Here is a 16,174-nt window from a genome sequence, read left to right as displayed (position 1 = left end):
GGAACGGCTCCTTGTGTACACGTTGTACACAGTTCGGTTAGATACGCAAGCCCAGACCGTGGAGATCCGCTCGGAGCTTGTCCGCGCCAGTGAAGTGGAGCGCGTGCATTCCGACGCTTCGTGCACCCTCGACGTTGGCGAACACGTCGTCGACGAACACCGCTTCCCCCGCCCGCAGGCCGAAGCGATCCAGCGCTAGGCGGTAGATTGCGGGGTCTGGCTTCATCATCCTCTCGTCGCCCGACACGACGACGTCGCGAAATGGGGTGAAGAAGGCCGCTTCGCGCGCACGAAACGGCGGCCAGAACTCGCCCGAGAAATTGGTGATCGCGAAAAGCGGCACGCCCGCCGCCTCGAGGTCGGCGACCAAAGCCGCCAGCCCGGCATTGCCGCACCGATCGTTTCGTTGAAGCGCGGATACAGCGCGCCGATCGCTTCGGCGTGGTGGGGATATTGTGCGATCAGCTCGGCGGAGGTTTCGGCAAACGGCCGGCCAGCGTCGTGCTGGAAGTGCCATTCGGGCGTGACGACGTCGCGCAGGAACGCATCGAGCGCCTCACCATTGGGGATGAGGCGCTCGTAGAGGAACCGAAGGTCCCAGTCGAACAGGACGCGGCCGACGTCGAAGATGACGGAATTTGGTGCGGTCACTTCACGAAGCGCGGAGCCCGACACGGGCGTAAATCTCGTGTCGTCGTACGGCGCCGATGCGCCGCCGGCCGGGCCTCGTTCAGTTGCGGATTAGCGCGGCTAATCCGCCGAACTCAGCCTTGCCGCGCCTTGAACCGGCGGTTGGTCTTGTTGATGACGTAGGTGCGGCCGCGGCGGCGGATCACGCGGTTGTCGCGATGCCGGTCCTTGAGCGACTTGAGGGAATTGCGAATCTTCATGGAGCGCGCTGCTTATGTTTGCGGTGAAAACTGGAAGCGGCGCGCCTATAGGGAGGGTGGCCGCAAGTCAACCCGCGGCCCCTCGCGAAACGGACACCGTGCCGGCGCGTTGCACATTCATAGTTGCTTATCGGGAGACAAGGACATGCGGATCGCGATCGTGCTGGCGGCGGGGCTCCTGATGAGCGGGTGCGCCGCGACGACGAGGACATGGCCGGTCGAGGTCACGCGCTTCCACGTGGACGAGGTGGGGCGCGGTACGATCGCGATCGTGCCCGACGAGGGAGCGAGCGACGGGCCGGAGTTCCGCACCTACGCCAACGCGGTCGGCGACGCATTGACCGTGCAGGGCTATACCGTGGTGCCGTCCGCGACCAATGCCGCTTATGTCGCGCGCGTCGGGATCGCGATCGACAAACGCACCCGGCGCGGCCCGGCACCGTTCAGCATCGGGCTGGGCGGCGGCTCGTATAGCGGCGGGCGTGGCGGCGGAGTCGGGATCGGCGGGGGTGTCGGCATCCCGATCGGCAAAGGCAAATTGCTCGAACAGGTTGCGACCACCTTGTCGGTCAAGATCAACACCCGGGACGGCAATCAGGGCGTGTGGGAAGGCCGCGCGCAGAACCAGATCGAGCGCCCCGCCGGCACCGGCGACGCGACCGTCACCGCGCCCAAGCTCGCGACCGCATTGTTCACGGGGTTCCCCGGCGAATCGGGACGGACTATCGAGGTGAAATGACCGACCGCACCCCCGCCATCACCCCTGCAATCACTGGCGCCCTCGACGGCGGCAACATCAAGCTCGTCGCGATCGAGGGGGACCGGATCGATCTCGAGATCGTTAAGGACAACGACTCCGATTTCTACCAATGGTTCTCGTTCCGGCTCGCCAACGCGGCCGGGCGGAAACTGACCTTGCGCATCGTCAACGCCGGCGGCTCGGCCTATCCGTTCGGCTGGCCGGGCTACAAGGCGCGCGCATCGACCGATCGCGTCGCGTGGCGGCAGATCGAGACGCGTTACGCCGATGGCGTGCTTGAATTCGATTGGCACAGCGACGCGCAAGTCGCGTGGTTCGCCTATTTCGCGCCGTACACGATGGAGCGGCACGAAGCGCTGATCGCCGAATATGCCGCCAAGCCGGGCGTAACGCATCGCGAGCTCGGCCACAGCCTCGATGGACGCGCGATCGATATGTTCACGATCGGCAGTGGTGAGAAACCCGTCTGGCTCTACGCGCGCCAGCATCCCGGCGAGAGCATGGCCGAATGGTGGATGGAAGGCGCGCTCGAATGGCTGACCAGCCCGGCGGCGGATGCGGTGAAGGCCAAGTGCAGCTTCTACGTCGTCCCCAACATGAACCCCGACGGCACGTTTCGCGGGCATCTGCGCACCAACGCCGCGGGGATCAATCTCAACCGCGAATGGCACGCGCCGTCGATGGAGAAGAGCCCCGAAGTCAAATTGGTCCGCGACGCGATGGATGCGACCGGCGTCAAGCTTGCGATCGACGTCCATGGCGACGAAGCGATTCCGGCCAATTTCCTCGCGGGGTTCGAGGGAATCCCAAGCTGGACCGACGAACTCGGCGAGAAATTCTACGATTTCGGGCAGCGTCTCGCGGCGCGCACCCCTGAATTCCAGACCGAAAAAGGCTATGACAAATCGCCGCCCGGCAAGGCCAACCTGACCATGTCGACCAACCAACTCGCCGAACGCTTCGGCGCGGTGGCGATGACGCTGGAAATGCCGTTCAAGGACCACGACCCCAACCCCGACGCCGAGTTCGGTTGGAGCCCGGCGCGGTGCAAGGTGCTGGCGGTGGCGTGCTTGGAGACGATCGAAGAGGTGATTGACGGGATTTAGGTCAGACAGAAGCGCTGCTGATGAATCAAAATTACAGCTTATTTGGCTTAGTCGGCCTTGACGCCGGAAGCTGGGCGGATTGGTTTTCCGGAACAATGTCGGCGCTCGCTGTCGTCGTGGCGCTTTCAGCCTATCCTATTGCCAACCGACGCAGAAAGACGGGACAGGTCCTACGAGAAAAAGAGGTCGGCCGCGCAATAGGTTGGAAGCTACTTCGGGTACTCAACCACACAGCTGACATAGATCGGCACATTACTAGCGCTTTATCGTCACAAGAGAAGCCTTCCCCAGCTGGCTTCAAATTCCGCTCGTGCGACCGCTTGGTGTGCCGGATCGCCCGGTATCTGAACTAAATCAAACAGAAATCGATTTCTTGCTGAAGGCAAAAGCTGCCGACCTCCTTATGGAAATCGACATGTGTATGGGGCGCTACCTATCTATTGTGTACGCAATGAACCAATATAAAATTCGACATGAGGCTCTATTTGAGTTGATGCCGCCACCTGTCGCTAATCAGGGTCTAAGGTTCACTCACGAGTTGACCGCAGATCAGAAAACCAAGGTCTTGCCTTACGCTATTATGCTAGACTCCCTTCTTGATGGAGTGATGGCCCTGAGTACTGAAAATCTCGCGAGGGCGACTCAGCGATCAAGCAGTACAACCGGGATATGGAGCGCCACTTTGGAAAACCGCTAATGACGTTTGAAACTGATAATCAGTTGGCTGCCGAGCAATCGCATTCACCCTAGTTCGAATTTCTGGTTTACTTGAACACTTCAGCCAGAAAATCCCTCCCCGCCTCCCAACTCCGCCGATCCGCGCGCTCCTCGTACGCGACCCCGGGGCGCGTGTTCGCGCCGCCTTTGCGATCCATGTCGGTGAAGGCGTGGCCGGCATTGCCGTAGGCGTGGATTTGCCAGTCGGCTTGCACTTCGGTCAGTTCCTTGCCGAGCCCGACCATCACGTCGGGCGGGGCGATCGGGTCTTCCCAGCCGTGGCAGACCAGCACCTTGGCCTTAATCGGCGCGACCGTGTCATAGTCGGGCTTGTCGTAGACGCCGTGGAAGCTGACCACGCCGAGCACATTGAGCCCGGCCCGCGCCATGTCGAGGACGCACTTGCCGCCGAAGCAGTAGCCGTACGCCGCAGTCCTCTCCGGATCGACGAACGCGAAGCCCCTGAGCGTGTCGAGCGACGCCTTGAGCCGGTCGCGGAGCAACGCGCGGTCGGCGTTGAGCGCAATCATATACTCCGCCGGATTGGGCGAATCGAAATCGGTGCGCTTGCCCTGGCCGTAAACGTCGCACGCGAACCCGACATAGCCGAGCTTGGCGAGGCTCTCCGCCGTCACATTGTCGGCTTCCTTTTGCCCCAGCACATTGGGGACGACCAGCACGCCGGGGCGCGCGGTCTCGACCTCGTCGTCATAGGCGAACACGCCTTCGAACGGGCCGCCGGGGCCGTCATACACCATTGTCTGCCGCACGATCGCCATGGCTCTCTCCCGGTCTTGCCCAAGGTTTGATGTCGTCGCCGCAATCGCTACAGAGCCGGCGATCCGCCCGCAAGGAGTGCCCGATGCCCAGCCTCGTCCTGATCCGCCACGGCCAGTCTGCGTGGAATTTGGAGAACCGCTTCACCGGCTGGTGGGACGTCGACGTCACGGAAAAGGGGGCGGCCGAGGCGAAGGCGGCGGGCGAGCTGATGGCGGCGAAGGACCTAGACTTCGATCAATGCTTCACCTCGCTCCAGACGCGCGCGATCAAGACGCTGAATATCGCGCTGGAGGCGATGGGACGGCTATGGCTGCCGGTCGAGAAGGACTGGCGGCTCAACGAGCGGCATTATGGCGGGCTGACCGGGCTCGACAAGGCCGAGACCGCGGCGAAGCATGGCGACGAGCAGGTGCATATCTGGCGCCGAAGCTTCGACATCCCGCCGCCGCCGCTGGCGGCGGGCAGCGCGTACGATCTGAGCAGCGATCGCCGCTATGCCGGGATCGCGATCCCCGCGACCGAGAGCCTCAAGGATACGATCGCGCGCGTGCTGCCCTATTGGGAGGGGCGGATCGCGCCGGCGCTGAGCGATGGCCGGCGCGTGCTGATCTCAGCGCACGGCAATTCGCTCCGCGCTTTGGTCAAGCACCTGTCGGACATTCCCGACGACGAGATCACCAGCCTCGAAATCCCGACCGGACAGCCGATCGTCTACGAGCTCGACGATGCGCTGAATGCGACCGATCGTTATTACCTTAGTGAGCGGTGACGCTTTCGTCCTAGACGCGTGGCCGACCCGCGGCGCACCTTCAGCCAAGGGAGATGTGCCAATGCAGCAATTCGTCATCGAACGGGACATGCCGGGTATCGGCGGCGCCAGCGCAGCCGATTTGAAGGGCGCCTCACAGACTTCATGCAGCGTGCTGCGCGACCTCGGCCCGGACATCCAGTGGGTCCATAGCTACGTCACCGACGACAAGATCTATTGCATCTACCGCGCGCCGTCGGCCGACCTGATCAAGCAGCACGCCGAAACCGCGGGCTTTCCCGCCAACTCGGTCGCGGAAGTGCGCACGGTGATCGATCCGACGACTGCGGACTAAGCGTATTGCTCGATCAGCGCGGCGGTCGCGTCCGGGTTGTCGGCTACCAGATAATGTACCGCGTCGGGCACGGTCGCGCGGGTGACGTTGGCGAAGCCGCTGCCCTTGAGTGCCGCGACGATGCGATCGGCGAGGCCGGCAAAGGGTGAGCCGTCGCCGGTGCCGTAAACGATCGGCACGTCGTTCGCCCCCCGCTGCTCGCGACCGAACTCGGCGTTCGCGGGGAAGGCGCGGTACATCTCGCACGCGGCGTGGAATTGCGCCGCCGACGCATAGGCCTTGAGCGATTCGTCCATCTGCGCCGAACTGTGCCGGCCCATCCGCAGGAAATAGTTGAGCAGCAGGTCCTGCCGCCCGGCGGCCAGCGTTTCGGGAAGGTCGGGGGTCTGCAGGAACCCGACGTGCCACGCCCCCGGTTCGCCGATCGCCTCGTCCCAGCCGTCGAGCCCCGGCAGCGCCACGTCGAGGATCATCGCGCCGCGCAGATCGTCCGGAAACAGCCGCGCATAGGCGTGCGCAACCATCCCGCCGATGTCGTGTCCGACGACGTAAGGCCGCTCGAGCTTGAGCGCGCTCGCCAGCCCATGGACGTCCGCCGCCATCGTCGCCGCGTCGAACCGCGCGGACCCTGCGGTCGATTGGCCGATCCCACGCAAGTCGACCGCGACGACCGTGAAGCGCCGCGCCAGCCGAGCGATGATCGGGCGCCACTCGCTCCAATCCTGCGGGAAGCCGTGGAGCAGGATCAGCGCCGGCCCGCGCCCGCTCCGCGCGAAGTGGAGCACCGCGCCGTGCACGCGCGCCGTGCCGAACGACAGCCCGCGGTCGCGCCGCCCGCGATCGACCTTGGCGCGAACCGCGCGGGCGATCGCGACGCTCGATCCTGCGACGGCGACGATCGCCGCCAGCCCGATCAGCGCGCCGTTGCGCGTGGTGTTCGATTTCTCTTCGCTCATGGCGGTATTCTACGGCGTTGCGCCCGCGCGCGCCAGTTGCCCTGCTCGCGCTCCCCCGCTACCCCGCCGCGATGCAACCTTTGGTCGGCATCATCATGGGCAGCACCTCCGATTGGGAGACGATGCGCCATGCCGCCGACAAGCTCGACGAACTCGGCGTGCCGCATGAAACCAAGGTGGTGTCGGCGCACCGCACCCCGCAAAGACTGTACGATTATGCGACGAGCGCGGCGGATCGCGGGCTCAAGGTGATCATCGCGGGCGCGGGCGGCGCGGCGCATTTGCCGGGCATGGCGGCGTCGATGACGCACTTGCCGGTGCTCGGCGTGCCCGTGGAGTCGAAAGCATTGAAGGGCGCCGACAGCCTCTATTCGATCGTCCAGATGCCCGGCGGGGTGCCGGTCGGGACACTGGCGATCGGCAAGCCGGGGGCGATCAATGCGGGGTTGCTCGCGGCGGCGATCCTCGCGACGAGCGACGATGCGCTGGCGGAGCGGCTCAAGGCCTGGCGCGCGGAACAGACCGAGAGCGTCGCGGTCGATCCGGAATGAACTCGGTCCTACCCTCTCTGGGCATGTGACGATGCTCCCCCCCGGCTCCACGATCGGCATCCTCGGCGGCGGGCAGCTCGGACGCATGCTGGCGTCAGCGGCGGCCGAGCTCGGCTATCGCACCCACATCCTCGCCCCCGACGCCGAGAGCGTCGCGGCGCAGACCGCTTCGAGCTTCACGCGCGCCGATTACCACAGCCGCATCGTGCTCGACGAAATGGCGGCGCGCTGCGACGTGGTGACCTACGAGTTCGAGAATATCGCGGTCGAGCCGGTCGAATATCTCGCGCGGCATGTGCCGGTGCACCCGAACCCGCATGCGCTGGCGGTCGCGCAGGACCGCGCGAGCGAGAAGGCGTTCGTCGAATCGATCGACGGGCGCACGGCGCCCTGGCGGCGGGTCGCAACGCTCGACGAGTTGACGGCGGCATTGGGCGAGATCGGCGCGCCCGCGATCCTCAAGACGCTCCGGCTCGGCTATGACGGCAAGGGACAGGTACGGATCGCGGACGCTAGCGGCGCGCAAGCGGCGTGGGACGCGATCGGCCGACGCCCGGCAATCCTCGAAGGTTTCGTCGACTTCACCCACGAATTCTCGATCATTCTCGCACGCGGTGCCGACGGCGCGATGGTCAGCTATCCGCCGCCATGGAACGAGCATGTCGAGGGCATCCTCGCGCGCTCGTCGCTCCCGGCGCCGGCGGAGATCGCCAGCCAATGGGGCGTCGCCGCCGCGCTGACCGGGCGGATCGCCGATGCGCTCGATTATGTCGGGGTGCTGGCGTGCGAGTTCTTCGCGTGCAGCGACGGCCCGGTGCTCAACGAAATGGCGCCGCGGGTGCACAATTCGGGGCATTGGACGATCGAGGGCGCGGTCGCGAGCCAGTTCGAGAACCATATCCGCGCGATCTGCGGCCTTCCCCTCGGCGACACTGCGCTGACCGCCCCCGAGGTCGTGATGGAGAATTTGATCGGCGACGCCGACGACGATTGGGCCGCGATCCTCGCCGAGCCCGGCGCGCACTTGCACCTCTACGGCAAGAATGGCGCTCGGCCGGGCCGGAAGATGGGGCATGTGACTCGGCTCAAGCGCTCCCTCTAGTCCGTCATGCCGGGCTTGTCCCGGCATCCGCAGTGCCACAATCGAGCGTCTCGCGAATGGAGCGGCCGACCCCGGCACGAGGCCGGGGTGACGTTTTCTGGGTTGGGCTGGCGCCCCGCCCTATTTCACCACCGGCAACGCGATGTAGCTCGCGTTCGGCCCCGACACCCACACCTTCTGCGTCGCTTTCACGTAATCCCCCGGCTGGGCGAAGAAGATGTTCTGAACGAAGCTCTGCGGATTGCGATCGTAGAGCGGGAACCAGCTCGACTGCACCTGCACCATGATCCGATGGCCGGGCAGGAAGATGTGGTTCGCCGCCGGTAGCGCAAAGCTGTATTTGAGCGGCGCGTTCGGCGTCAGCGGCTTGGCCACCGTGAACCCCTCGCGATAGCGGCCGCGGAAAATGTCCATGCCCACCGCGAACTGATACCCGCCGAACCCCGGTCGACCGGGCACCTGGTCGGGCCAGACGTCGATCAGCTTGACCACCCAGTCACTGTCGGTGCCGCTGGTCGACGCGGTCAGATTGACCATCGGCCGCCCTGAAATCTTGAGCGGCTGCGTGAGCACGTCGCTGGTGAAGGTCAGCACGTCGGGGCGGCTCGACACCGCGCGCTGATCGTCGGCGAGCCAGTTGGGCCACGGATTGTTGTCGTATCCGATCGCCATCACCGGGCGGTTGCGGAACAGCACCGGATGCGCCGGGTCGGAGACGTAATCCGCCGTCTCCTCGCCGCCCGCCGCCGCGTCGAAGCCGAGCGCCATGCCAGGCTTGAGGTACAGCTTCGCGCCGTCGCCGCCCCCAAGCCACGCCTGGAAGCGCCGCCACTCGTTGGTGCCGCTTTCGAACGCGGTCACCGGCGCGACATCCATCGGCGTGCCTTTCAAGTAATGCGCCAGGAACGGCGCGAGCACGTGCCGGCGCCACCAGGTGCCGGTATCCTGCCCCCAGCGCATCTCGCCGAGCGCGCTGGCGTCTTCGATCTCCTGCCCATGGTGCCACGGCCCCATCGTCAGATAGACCATGTCGTTGCCCGAATCCTTGGGCTCGAGCGCGCGATAGACCGCCAACGCGCCGTAGCTGTCCTCCTGGTCCCACAACGAATGGACCAACATCACCGGCACCTTGAGCGGCCGCTTGGAGAGATACGCGTCCATCGCACGGTCCTGCCAGAACTGGTCGTAGGCGGGATGCGCGGTCAGGCTGCGCCAGAAGCCGATCTGGTCGAGCCCCATCCGCTTGCCGAGCTCGCCCGCCGAACCCGCGCGCATATAGAAATCGTAGACATCGTCGCTCGAGCTGATCCACGGCGCGCTGTTGTCGCGGGTCGCTTCCTGCTCCCAGACGTAATCCATGTTCATCTGGCGGAACGCGCCGTTGTGGAACCAGTCGTCGCCCATCCAGCCGTCGACCATCGGGTTCATCGGCACCGACACCTTGAGCGCGGGGTGCGGGTTCACCAGCGCCGCGAGCGGCTCGTAGCCGTCATAGCTGATGCCCAGGATGCCGACCTTGCCGTTCGATTGGGGCAAGTTCTTCACCAGCCAGTCGATCGTGTCGTAGCAATCGGTGGCGTCGTCGACCTTGGTCGGGTTCTCGGCCGTGCCGACCAAAGCGCGGTTCATCACGAACGTCCCGCCCGACCCGTATTTGCCGCGAACGTCCTGGATGACCCGGATATAGCCGCCCTCGACGATCACGTCGGTGGCGTTGTCGTAACCGTAGAGCGAGGTGGCCAAGTCGCCGCTCTTGCGGTTGGTGGTCAGCCCGTCGGCATTGTACGGCGTGCGCGTCAGCAGGATCGGCGCGTCATGCGCGCCCTTCGGGATCAGGACGACGGTGTGGAGGTTGACCCCGTCGCGCATCGGGATCTCGATCGTGCGGCGCTCGTAGTTGAAGCCGTAATTGGGGGCGACCAGCTTGGCCGGGCGGTCGTCATAGGTTTGCGCGGTGCCGCTCGATGCGGCGAACACCGCCAACCCGATCGCCAATGCCAGCCGCCAGCGCATACGCCACTCCCCGTTTTCAGTGTGGGCGGATGGTGGCGCGGAGTCGCCGCATGCGCAACGAAAAAGGCCCGCCATTTGGGGGCGGGCCTTTTTCCAGCCAATAGGACGCTTCTCTCGATCCTCCCCGTTCACGGGGAGGTGGCGCGCGCAGCGCGACGGAGGGGGGCTCCCCCCAAGCGCACCACTAGAGAGGCCCGCCCCCTCCACCATCGCTGCGCGATCGTTCCCCTCCCCGTCCCGGGGAGGGACCTGGTCGTCAGCCGACGCGCGTACCCGTGAGCGGAAAGCTGCCGAACGCGCCTGCGGTGACGGTGCCCGTGATCGTCTCGCCGTCGACCGTCGCTTCGTTGGTCAGCGTCATCGGCATCGGCACGGTGATGCCGACCGACCAGGTCAGCGTGTTGCCGTTGACCTTGCCGTCGGTGATCTCGGTCGATCCCATCGCGCCGGCCTGGGTGCCGGTCCAGGTATCGCCGTTGCTGTTCACCGTCAGCGTCGCCTTCTGGTCGCCCATCGGCGACTTCACGACCGTTTCGTAGGTGCCGTCGACTGCCATCATTTCTCTCCCAAGAATCTCGTCAGCGGCTGCCGAGCGACGCCGCGGGTACGACCTCGACAGGCAGCCCCGTCTTGTCAAGCTGCGCCCGCACCGTCTTGGCATCGCCGACCACGACCCAGACGATCTTTTTGGGGTCGAGCGTACTGCGCATCACCTGGCGCAACTGCGCCAGCGTCAGCGCCCGATAGCGGCTGGCGAGGGTCGACTGGTAATCGTCGGGCCGCCCATAAGCTTCGTTCTGCTCCATCGCGCCGAGCACCGCGTTCGACGTCTCGTAACTCCCCGGCAGCTCGCGGATCGCGCCATAGACGGCATGATCGTACTCGACCTGAGTCATCGGCCGGGCGCCGACATAATCGGCGATGTCACCGGTCATCGCGACGATCGAATCGCCCGTGCGATCGGCCTGTACCGAAGTGTAGGCGAGATACGGCGTCGCGCCGCGCGTGGTCTGCAACCCGGCGCCCGCGCCATAGGACCAGTGCTTCGCCTCGCGCAGGTCCATGTTGAGCCGACCAAGAAAGCCGCCGCCCAGCCCGTCGTTGGCGATCTCCATCGGCACCAGATCGTCGGTACCTTTGAGCGCCGTCGGGATGCCGGCGAAGATCACCGATTGCGGCGAGTCCGGCCGGTCGACCAGCACGATCCGCGGACTCGCCGGCGCGATCGTCGCCAGGTCGCCCTTGACCCCCGGCTTGCCGTCCATCGTCCAGTCGCCGAGCGCCGACTCGAGCGCAGAACGAACCTCCGCCAGCGGGCGATCGCTGACGACGAAGATCGTCGCTTTGTCGGGCCGGAACCAGGCCTGGCGGAACGCGATCAGATCTTCGCGATCGACTTTGGCGAGCGCGTTCAGGTCGCCATTCCCCATCGCCTTGGCATAGGGCGATTGTGGGCCGTAGACCAACGGCATGATCGCGCGCGAGGCGAGCGCGTTGGCATTGCTCAGCTCGCTGCCGATCGCCGCCAATTGCTGATTGCGGATCCGTTCGACCTCGCCCGCCGGGAACACCGGGTGGCGCACGACGTCGGCGAGCAACGCCATGCCCGGCCGCAGGTTGGCGCTCGGCAAGTCGATATAGACCGACGTGCGGTCGGTATCCGCGCCGGCGCCGATCCCGGCGCCGAGCCGTTCGCGCGCCTGGCTCAACTGCAGCGCGTCGAGGCTGGCGGTTCCGGCCAGCATCGACGACAGCGTCAGCGTCTGCGTGCCCAGAGCCTTGGGATCGTCGGCGGCGATGCCGGCGTCGAAATCGAGCGAGACTCGCGTAACCGGCGTCGCTGTGCGTTGTGCGTAGATCACCTGGATACCGTTCGACAGGCGCGCTCGCTCGACGCGCGGAAACGTCAAATTGGCGATCGATCCGGCCGCCGGCAACGGCCCGCGCGTGCCCTTGGCGGGCACGTCGGCAGCGGGTTTGATGGCCGTTGCGGGCGGAACCTTCGCCTCTTCATACGCGTCGCGCGGGCCGGGGACGATGGTCAGCCCATAGACCGGGCGGCTCAGCCACTTGTCGGCCTCCGCCTTGACCGCCGCCGGGGTTTCCGCGGCGAGCTCGGCCAATTGCTTCTTGTAGAAGCCCGGGTCGTTCAAAAATAGTGCGCCCGATGCCAGCGCGACCGCCTTGCCGCCGAACCCGCCGACCGATTCGAGCCCTTTCATCCGGCTGGCGATCGTCGTCACCTGATAGCGCTGGACTTCGTCGGCGGTCGGCCCCTTGGCGAGGAAGTCGGCCAGAATCGCGTCGATCTTCTTGTCGACCAAAGCGGGATCCACACCGGGGCGCACGTCGACGCTGATCTCGAACTTGCCGATCTGGCTGAAGCTCTGGTTGCTCGCGCGCACGCGCACGGCGAGCCGGTCGCCGCGCACCAGCGCCTGATAAAGCCGCGAGCTCGCCCCGCCGCCAAGCACGCCGGCGGCAACGTCCAGCGCGACATTGTTCGGGTCGTTCAGCCCCGGCACGTTCCATGCGCGCGTGATCCGCGTCGTCGCGACCCGGTCCTTGATCGTCTCGAACTTCGACGCGGGCAAGGTCGGGATCGTCACCACCGGCAGCACGGTCTTCGGCCCCGCCGGGATACCGCCGAAATATTTCTCGACGAGCCGCCGCGCGGTGGGCACGTCGACGTCGCCCGCCAGCACGAGCACCGCGTTGTTCGGGCCGTAGTGCGACCGGAACCACTCCTTGACGTCGGCCAGGCTCGCCGAATCGAGGTCGGCCATCGAACCGATCGTGGTGTGCCCGTACGGATGGCCCGGCGGGAACAGCCCCTCGATCTGCTTGTACTGAACGAGCCCATAGGGCTCGTTGTCGTCCTGACGCTTCTCGTTCTGGACGACGCCGCGTTGCTCGTCGAGCACGCCTTGCGTGATCGCGCCAGTCAGATAGCCCATGCGGTCGCTTTCGAGGAAAAGCGCGCGCGCCAATGCCGGGGTCGGCACCGTCTCGAAATAGTTGGTCCGGTCGAAATAGGTGGTGCCGTTGTAATCGGTCGCGCCGACGTCCTTCAGCGGCCCGAAGAAATCGCCGGGCGCGTTCTCGCTGCCGTTGAACATCAGATGCTCGAACAGGTGCGCAAAGCCGGTCTTGCCCTTGGGCTCCATCTTCGACCCGACATTGTACCACACGCTGACCGCGACGACCGGCGCCTTGTGGTCGGTATGGACGATGACTCGGAGGCCGTTCTTGAGGACGAACTGCGTGTAGGGGATGTCGACCGCCTTCGCGAGAACCGCGACCGGTGCGGCGGCGGGCGCGGTTTGCGAAAAGGCGACAGGCGCGGCGACCGCGAGCAAGGCGGCGCCCGACAGCGCGATAAGCTTGGTGTTCATGATACCCCCAAAGACTCGGACAGTGATGATGTCCTTTATGGCTAAGACGCTGAAAAGGCGCTGGCAAGCGCGTTCACGTCAAGGACGGTATGCCCGCTCGATGTGCCCCTTGAGGTCGCCCGGATAGAAATAGACTGGCTTGAGCCTATGCTGGACGAACAATGCTGCCTGGTCGGCGTAATGCGGAGAGTTCGGGCGGGTCGAGGCGGCGCCGTAGGGCTGGATCGACTGCGACGACACATGGCCGTTGAGCCAGGTTACGAACATCACGAAGCTGTCGCCGTGCTTGACCACCAGCCGCCCGTCGGGCGCTTCGTCCCAGTTCGCGGCCGCGCGCAGGATCTCGGGGCCGCCGTCCAGCGGCAGATCGACCTTGCCGCGCCGCAACCGGAGCACCGTGCCGAGCGGCACATCGAGCCGGCCGAAATGCTGCTTGAGATAGCGCGCCGCCGCGACCAACTCGGTACGCGGATCGGCTTCGGGCAAGCGCTGGTAATGCCATGTCTGCCCGGCGTGCATCAGGATGTCGGCGAGCGAGTCGGCCGCCCCCTTGCCGTCCTCGGTCCAGTCCCATTGCCGGAGCAGCGCCTGCGCCTGGCCGATCAGCGCGTCTCCCTTCGGATCGACCGCCATCAGATCGCCGAACCATTTGGCAGTCCAGCCGGTCTTCGCCACGCCCGTGTCGAACTTGATCCGCGCCATCTCGGCCGCACCGATCTTCGGCGTCGCGAGCATCAGCTGGAGCGCGCGGTTGTCGCGATTGGTGGTGTCGGTCTCGATCCCGAGCAGCGGCGACCAGTCGCTCGGCTTGAGTTCGCTGCCCGGTCCGGCGGACAGGAACGGCGTCGAGTTGGCGTTGACGAGGAAGCCCGAGGTGGGATCGACGTTGCGCGGCACCATGCGCCACGGCACCGTGCCGGGCGCGTAATCGGCCGACGTGTCGCCGGGGAGCAGCTTGCGATAATCGTAGCCGGGCTTTCGGTTGGGAAAGCTCGCATTGTAGAAATAGGCAATGTGCCCGGCCGCGTCGGCGTAGAGGAAGTTGGTCGCCGGCACCCCCTGGATCGCCAGCGCTTTCTGCCACTCGCCGAAGTCGCGCGCGCGATTGAGCCGGTAATATTCCTCGACCATCTTGAGCTGGTCGGCGCCGCCATAGCGGATCGCGTAGGCGCCGGACTTGTTCTCGATCACCGGGCCTTGCACCGCGCGATAGACATATTTGGGGACCGGCAGCACGAATGGCCCCCACAGCTTGACGCGCAACCAGACGAGCCGCTTTTCGAGCGGCCGCCATTGCCCGTCGAAGCGGTACGCATCCCCCGCATCGTTGAGCGTCAGCTTGTACGTGTCGATCAGATCGGGGCGGTTGACCGTGTTCGTCCAGCCGAGCGTCGCGTTATGCCCGAGTAGCGGATACGGCGCGCCGGGGAAGGTCGCACCCGCGAAGTTCCAGCCGGTGCGCGAATGGACGACGAGCTCGTACCAGGCGACGCCGCCGGTCCATGGCTGGTGCGAGTTCGACACCATCCGGGTCGCGCCGTCGCTGGTTTTCTTCGGCGCGATGACGAACGCGTTCGATCCGTTCTCCCGCCCGTTCGGTCCGACCGGGGTGACGTTGGGCGCGGCTTCAGCGGGCGCGGTTTCGCGCGGGAGCGGCTTGTCGCCCACGAGCGCGCCGAGCGTCGCGTCGAGCCCGAAGAAGAACGGCGACCGCATCACGAACCCGGTCGCGACATCCCGGCCATCGACCGGAAACAGCCGCGCCAGCCGCACTTCGTCGGGGTGACGCTCGGCATATTTGTTGAGCCCCGAGGCGTAGCCATCGAGCAACGCGCGGACATCGGCGGGCTGTTTGTCGTAATCGCGATCGACCGTCGCGCGCGCGTCGAGGAAATGGAGCGCGAAATCGGTCTTCGCGCCATCGCCCCCGGTCATCGCGCCGAGCCGCCCGCGAGTCATCGCCAGCACTTCCTGCAAGGTCGAGAAATCGTCCTCGGCATGCGCATAGGCGATGCCGTACGCAACGTCGGGATCGGTCCCGCCGAAGATATGCGGCACCCCGTACGTGTCGCGCGCGACGGTCACATCATAGGTGTGCGGCGGCGGTGCCTCGGCGCGCGCGGCGGTCAGCGGTTCCCACGTGCCGAGGAAGATCGCGACTAGCACAAGAATGACGAGAACGCTCAGACCGATCCGACGGAGCCATCTCATTTGCGTGTCTCCGGCACATATTCGTTGCCGATGAAGCCCAATTTATAGATGCCCGCCTCACGAATCCTGGCCAGCACGGCATCGACACAGGAATAACTGGCATCGGCGCTTGGCTGGAAATGCACCTCTTGTTGGCGCAACGCCTTAGCGCGTTCGCCGAACGCGTCCAGGGAATAAGCCACGCCGTCGATCGTCGGACGGCATGCCCCCGGTTCGACGGTGATCCGCACCGCTGTCAATGGCAGCGGGGGATCGAAGGTCACCTCCGCTCGAGCGCCCTGCAGCATATAGATGACAGCGCCGATGCAACGATAGGGTGCGTTGCCGACGATCGTGAGCGTAACCTTGCGCGGGCGCGGCAAGGCGCGGGCTCGCCGCCGGATGTCGCGAGTGTCGATGGCAGCGCCGTCCCAGGTCAGAAGGCAAGCGCCGGTAGACGGGCGAAGCACGATAAGCGGTCGGGGCCGCTCTGCGGCGCCGGCGGCGGTAGGCGGACCCCCGGCGCCGAGCAAGCTCGAGGCGAGCAGCCCCCATCCGATCTTGCGCAGCATCCCCGCCCCTTCCGTTCGTTTCGCCGCGTCCTATACCGG

14 protein-coding genes and 1 pseudogene are annotated in these 16,174 nt (G+C 65.8%); 6 read left to right on the top strand and 9 right to left on the bottom strand.

What is annotated here, in order from left to right:
- Positions 1–37 precede the first annotated feature (37 nt).
- Positions 38–651, bottom strand: a pseudogene (locus VH326_RS00140) (HAD family hydrolase).
- Between the two features lie 113 nt (positions 652–764).
- Entirely contained in the window at positions 765–890 is a 126-nt protein-coding gene (gene ykgO, locus VH326_RS00135) for a type B 50S ribosomal protein L36 (RefSeq protein WP_003046794.1), read from the bottom strand.
- Positions 891–1,035: 145 nt separating this feature from the next.
- Here ykgO and VH326_RS00130 point away from each other — a divergent pair, with 145 nt between their 5' ends.
- Positions 1,036–1,629 carry a DUF4136 domain-containing protein gene (locus VH326_RS00130; protein ID WP_329629763.1) on the top strand — a complete coding sequence of 198 codons (594 nt, stop codon included), beginning with the start codon at positions 1,036–1,038 and terminating at the stop codon, positions 1,627–1,629.
- A 17-nt stretch (positions 1,630–1,646) separates the two neighbouring features.
- Complete coding sequence (locus VH326_RS00125; RefSeq protein WP_414714228.1) at positions 1,647–2,756, top strand: M14 family metallopeptidase; 1,110 nt, start codon at positions 1,647–1,649, stop codon at positions 2,754–2,756.
- Positions 2,757–3,520: 764 nt separating this feature from the next.
- Here VH326_RS00125 and VH326_RS00120 read toward each other — a convergent pair.
- Positions 3,521–4,252 carry a dienelactone hydrolase family protein gene (locus tag VH326_RS00120; RefSeq protein WP_329629761.1) on the bottom strand — a complete coding sequence of 244 codons (732 nt, stop codon included), beginning with the start codon at positions 4,250–4,252 and terminating at the stop codon, positions 3,521–3,523.
- Positions 4,253–4,335: 83 nt separating this feature from the next.
- On the opposite strand from VH326_RS00120, the gene gpmA reads away from it, so the two are divergent.
- Together gpmA and VH326_RS00110 are read left to right on the top strand one after the other, a co-directional pair.
- Complete coding sequence (gene gpmA, locus VH326_RS00115; protein WP_329629760.1) at positions 4,336–5,022, top strand: 2,3-diphosphoglycerate-dependent phosphoglycerate mutase; 687 nt, start codon at positions 4,336–4,338, stop codon at positions 5,020–5,022.
- Positions 5,023–5,083: 61 nt separating this feature from the next.
- The gene (locus VH326_RS00110) at positions 5,084–5,356 is read left to right on the top strand and encodes a DUF4242 domain-containing protein (RefSeq protein ID WP_329629759.1); all 273 of its coding nucleotides are present in this window, start codon (positions 5,084–5,086) and stop codon (positions 5,354–5,356) included.
- On the opposite strand, the gene VH326_RS00105 is transcribed toward VH326_RS00110, so the two are convergent.
- Positions 5,353–6,312 (bottom strand): alpha/beta hydrolase, encoded by a 960-nt coding sequence (locus tag VH326_RS00105; protein WP_329629758.1) that lies wholly within the window; start codon positions 6,310–6,312, stop codon positions 5,353–5,355. The genes VH326_RS00110 and VH326_RS00105 overlap by 4 nt on opposite strands.
- Positions 6,313–6,383: 71 nt before the next feature.
- Here VH326_RS00105 and purE point away from each other — a divergent pair, with 71 nt between their 5' ends.
- The gene (purE, locus tag VH326_RS00100; protein ID WP_329629757.1) at positions 6,384–6,863 is read left to right on the top strand and encodes a 5-(carboxyamino)imidazole ribonucleotide mutase; all 480 of its coding nucleotides are present in this window, start codon (positions 6,384–6,386) and stop codon (positions 6,861–6,863) included.
- A 31-nt stretch (positions 6,864–6,894) separates the two neighbouring features.
- Positions 6,895–7,965: a 5-(carboxyamino)imidazole ribonucleotide synthase gene (locus VH326_RS00095; protein ID WP_329629756.1), complete on the top strand. Its 1,071-nt coding sequence runs from the start codon at positions 6,895–6,897 to the stop codon at positions 7,963–7,965.
- A gap of 120 nt (positions 7,966–8,085) precedes the next feature.
- Here VH326_RS00095 and VH326_RS00090 read toward each other — a convergent pair whose 3' ends face one another.
- From VH326_RS00090 to VH326_RS00070, 5 genes are all read right to left on the bottom strand, one after another.
- On the bottom strand, positions 8,086–9,978 hold the full coding sequence (locus VH326_RS00090) for a CocE/NonD family hydrolase (protein WP_329629755.1): 1,893 nt from the start codon (positions 9,976–9,978) through the stop codon (positions 8,086–8,088).
- Positions 9,979–10,234: 256 nt separating this feature from the next.
- Entirely contained in the window at positions 10,235–10,537 is a 303-nt protein-coding gene (locus tag VH326_RS00085; RefSeq protein ID WP_329629754.1) for a hypothetical protein, read from the bottom strand.
- A 19-nt stretch (positions 10,538–10,556) separates the two neighbouring features.
- Positions 10,557–13,373: a pitrilysin family protein gene (locus VH326_RS00080; protein ID WP_329629753.1), complete on the bottom strand. Its 2,817-nt coding sequence runs from the start codon at positions 13,371–13,373 to the stop codon at positions 10,557–10,559.
- A 78-nt stretch (positions 13,374–13,451) separates the two neighbouring features.
- A complete protein-coding gene (locus tag VH326_RS00075) occupies positions 13,452–15,584 on the bottom strand; it encodes a penicillin acylase family protein (protein ID WP_329629752.1) in 2,133 nt (710 codons plus the stop codon).
- Entirely contained in the window at positions 15,581–16,135 is a 555-nt protein-coding gene (locus VH326_RS00070; RefSeq protein WP_329629751.1) for a hypothetical protein, read from the bottom strand. Before VH326_RS00070 ends, VH326_RS00075 begins: the two co-directional genes overlap by 4 nt.
- Positions 16,136–16,174 lie beyond the last annotated feature (39 nt).

The organism is Sphingomonas sp. (genome assembly GCF_036269755.1).
GTDB lineage: Bacteria > Pseudomonadota > Alphaproteobacteria > Sphingomonadales > Sphingomonadaceae > Sphingomonas.
Note: the sequence above shows the minus strand (reverse complement) of the source record. Positions and strands in the feature narration are given on the sequence as shown.

What these genes read in the sequence shown, in the direction of transcription:
- ykgO (WP_003046794.1), bottom strand. Translation starts at nt 890, where the DNA reads ATGAAGATTCGCAATTCCCTCAAGTCGCTCAAGGACCGGCATCGCGAC.
- VH326_RS00130 (WP_329629763.1), top strand. Translation starts at nt 1,036, where the DNA reads ATGCGGATCGCGATCGTGCTGGCGGCGGGGCTCCTGATGAGCGGGTGC.
- VH326_RS00120 (WP_329629761.1), bottom strand. Translation starts at nt 4,252, where the DNA reads ATGGCGATCGTGCGGCAGACAATGGTGTATGACGGCCCCGGCGGCCCG.
- gpmA (WP_329629760.1), top strand. Translation starts at nt 4,336, where the DNA reads ATGCCCAGCCTCGTCCTGATCCGCCACGGCCAGTCTGCGTGGAATTTG.
- VH326_RS00110 (WP_329629759.1), top strand. Translation starts at nt 5,084, where the DNA reads ATGCAGCAATTCGTCATCGAACGGGACATGCCGGGTATCGGCGGCGCC.
- VH326_RS00105 (WP_329629758.1), bottom strand. Translation starts at nt 6,312, where the DNA reads ATGAGCGAAGAGAAATCGAACACCACGCGCAACGGCGCGCTGATCGGG.
- purE (WP_329629757.1), top strand. Translation starts at nt 6,384, where the DNA reads ATGCAACCTTTGGTCGGCATCATCATGGGCAGCACCTCCGATTGGGAG.
- VH326_RS00095 (WP_329629756.1), top strand. Translation starts at nt 6,895, where the DNA reads ATGCTCCCCCCCGGCTCCACGATCGGCATCCTCGGCGGCGGGCAGCTC.
- VH326_RS00090 (WP_329629755.1), bottom strand. Translation starts at nt 9,978, where the DNA reads ATGCGCTGGCGGCTGGCATTGGCGATCGGGTTGGCGGTGTTCGCCGCA.
- VH326_RS00085 (WP_329629754.1), bottom strand. Translation starts at nt 10,537, where the DNA reads ATGATGGCAGTCGACGGCACCTACGAAACGGTCGTGAAGTCGCCGATG.
- VH326_RS00080 (WP_329629753.1), bottom strand. Translation starts at nt 13,373, where the DNA reads ATGAACACCAAGCTTATCGCGCTGTCGGGCGCCGCCTTGCTCGCGGTC.
- VH326_RS00075 (WP_329629752.1), bottom strand. Translation starts at nt 15,584, where the DNA reads ATGAGATGGCTCCGTCGGATCGGTCTGAGCGTTCTCGTCATTCTTGTG.
- VH326_RS00070 (WP_329629751.1), bottom strand. Translation starts at nt 16,135, where the DNA reads ATGCTGCGCAAGATCGGATGGGGGCTGCTCGCCTCGAGCTTGCTCGGC.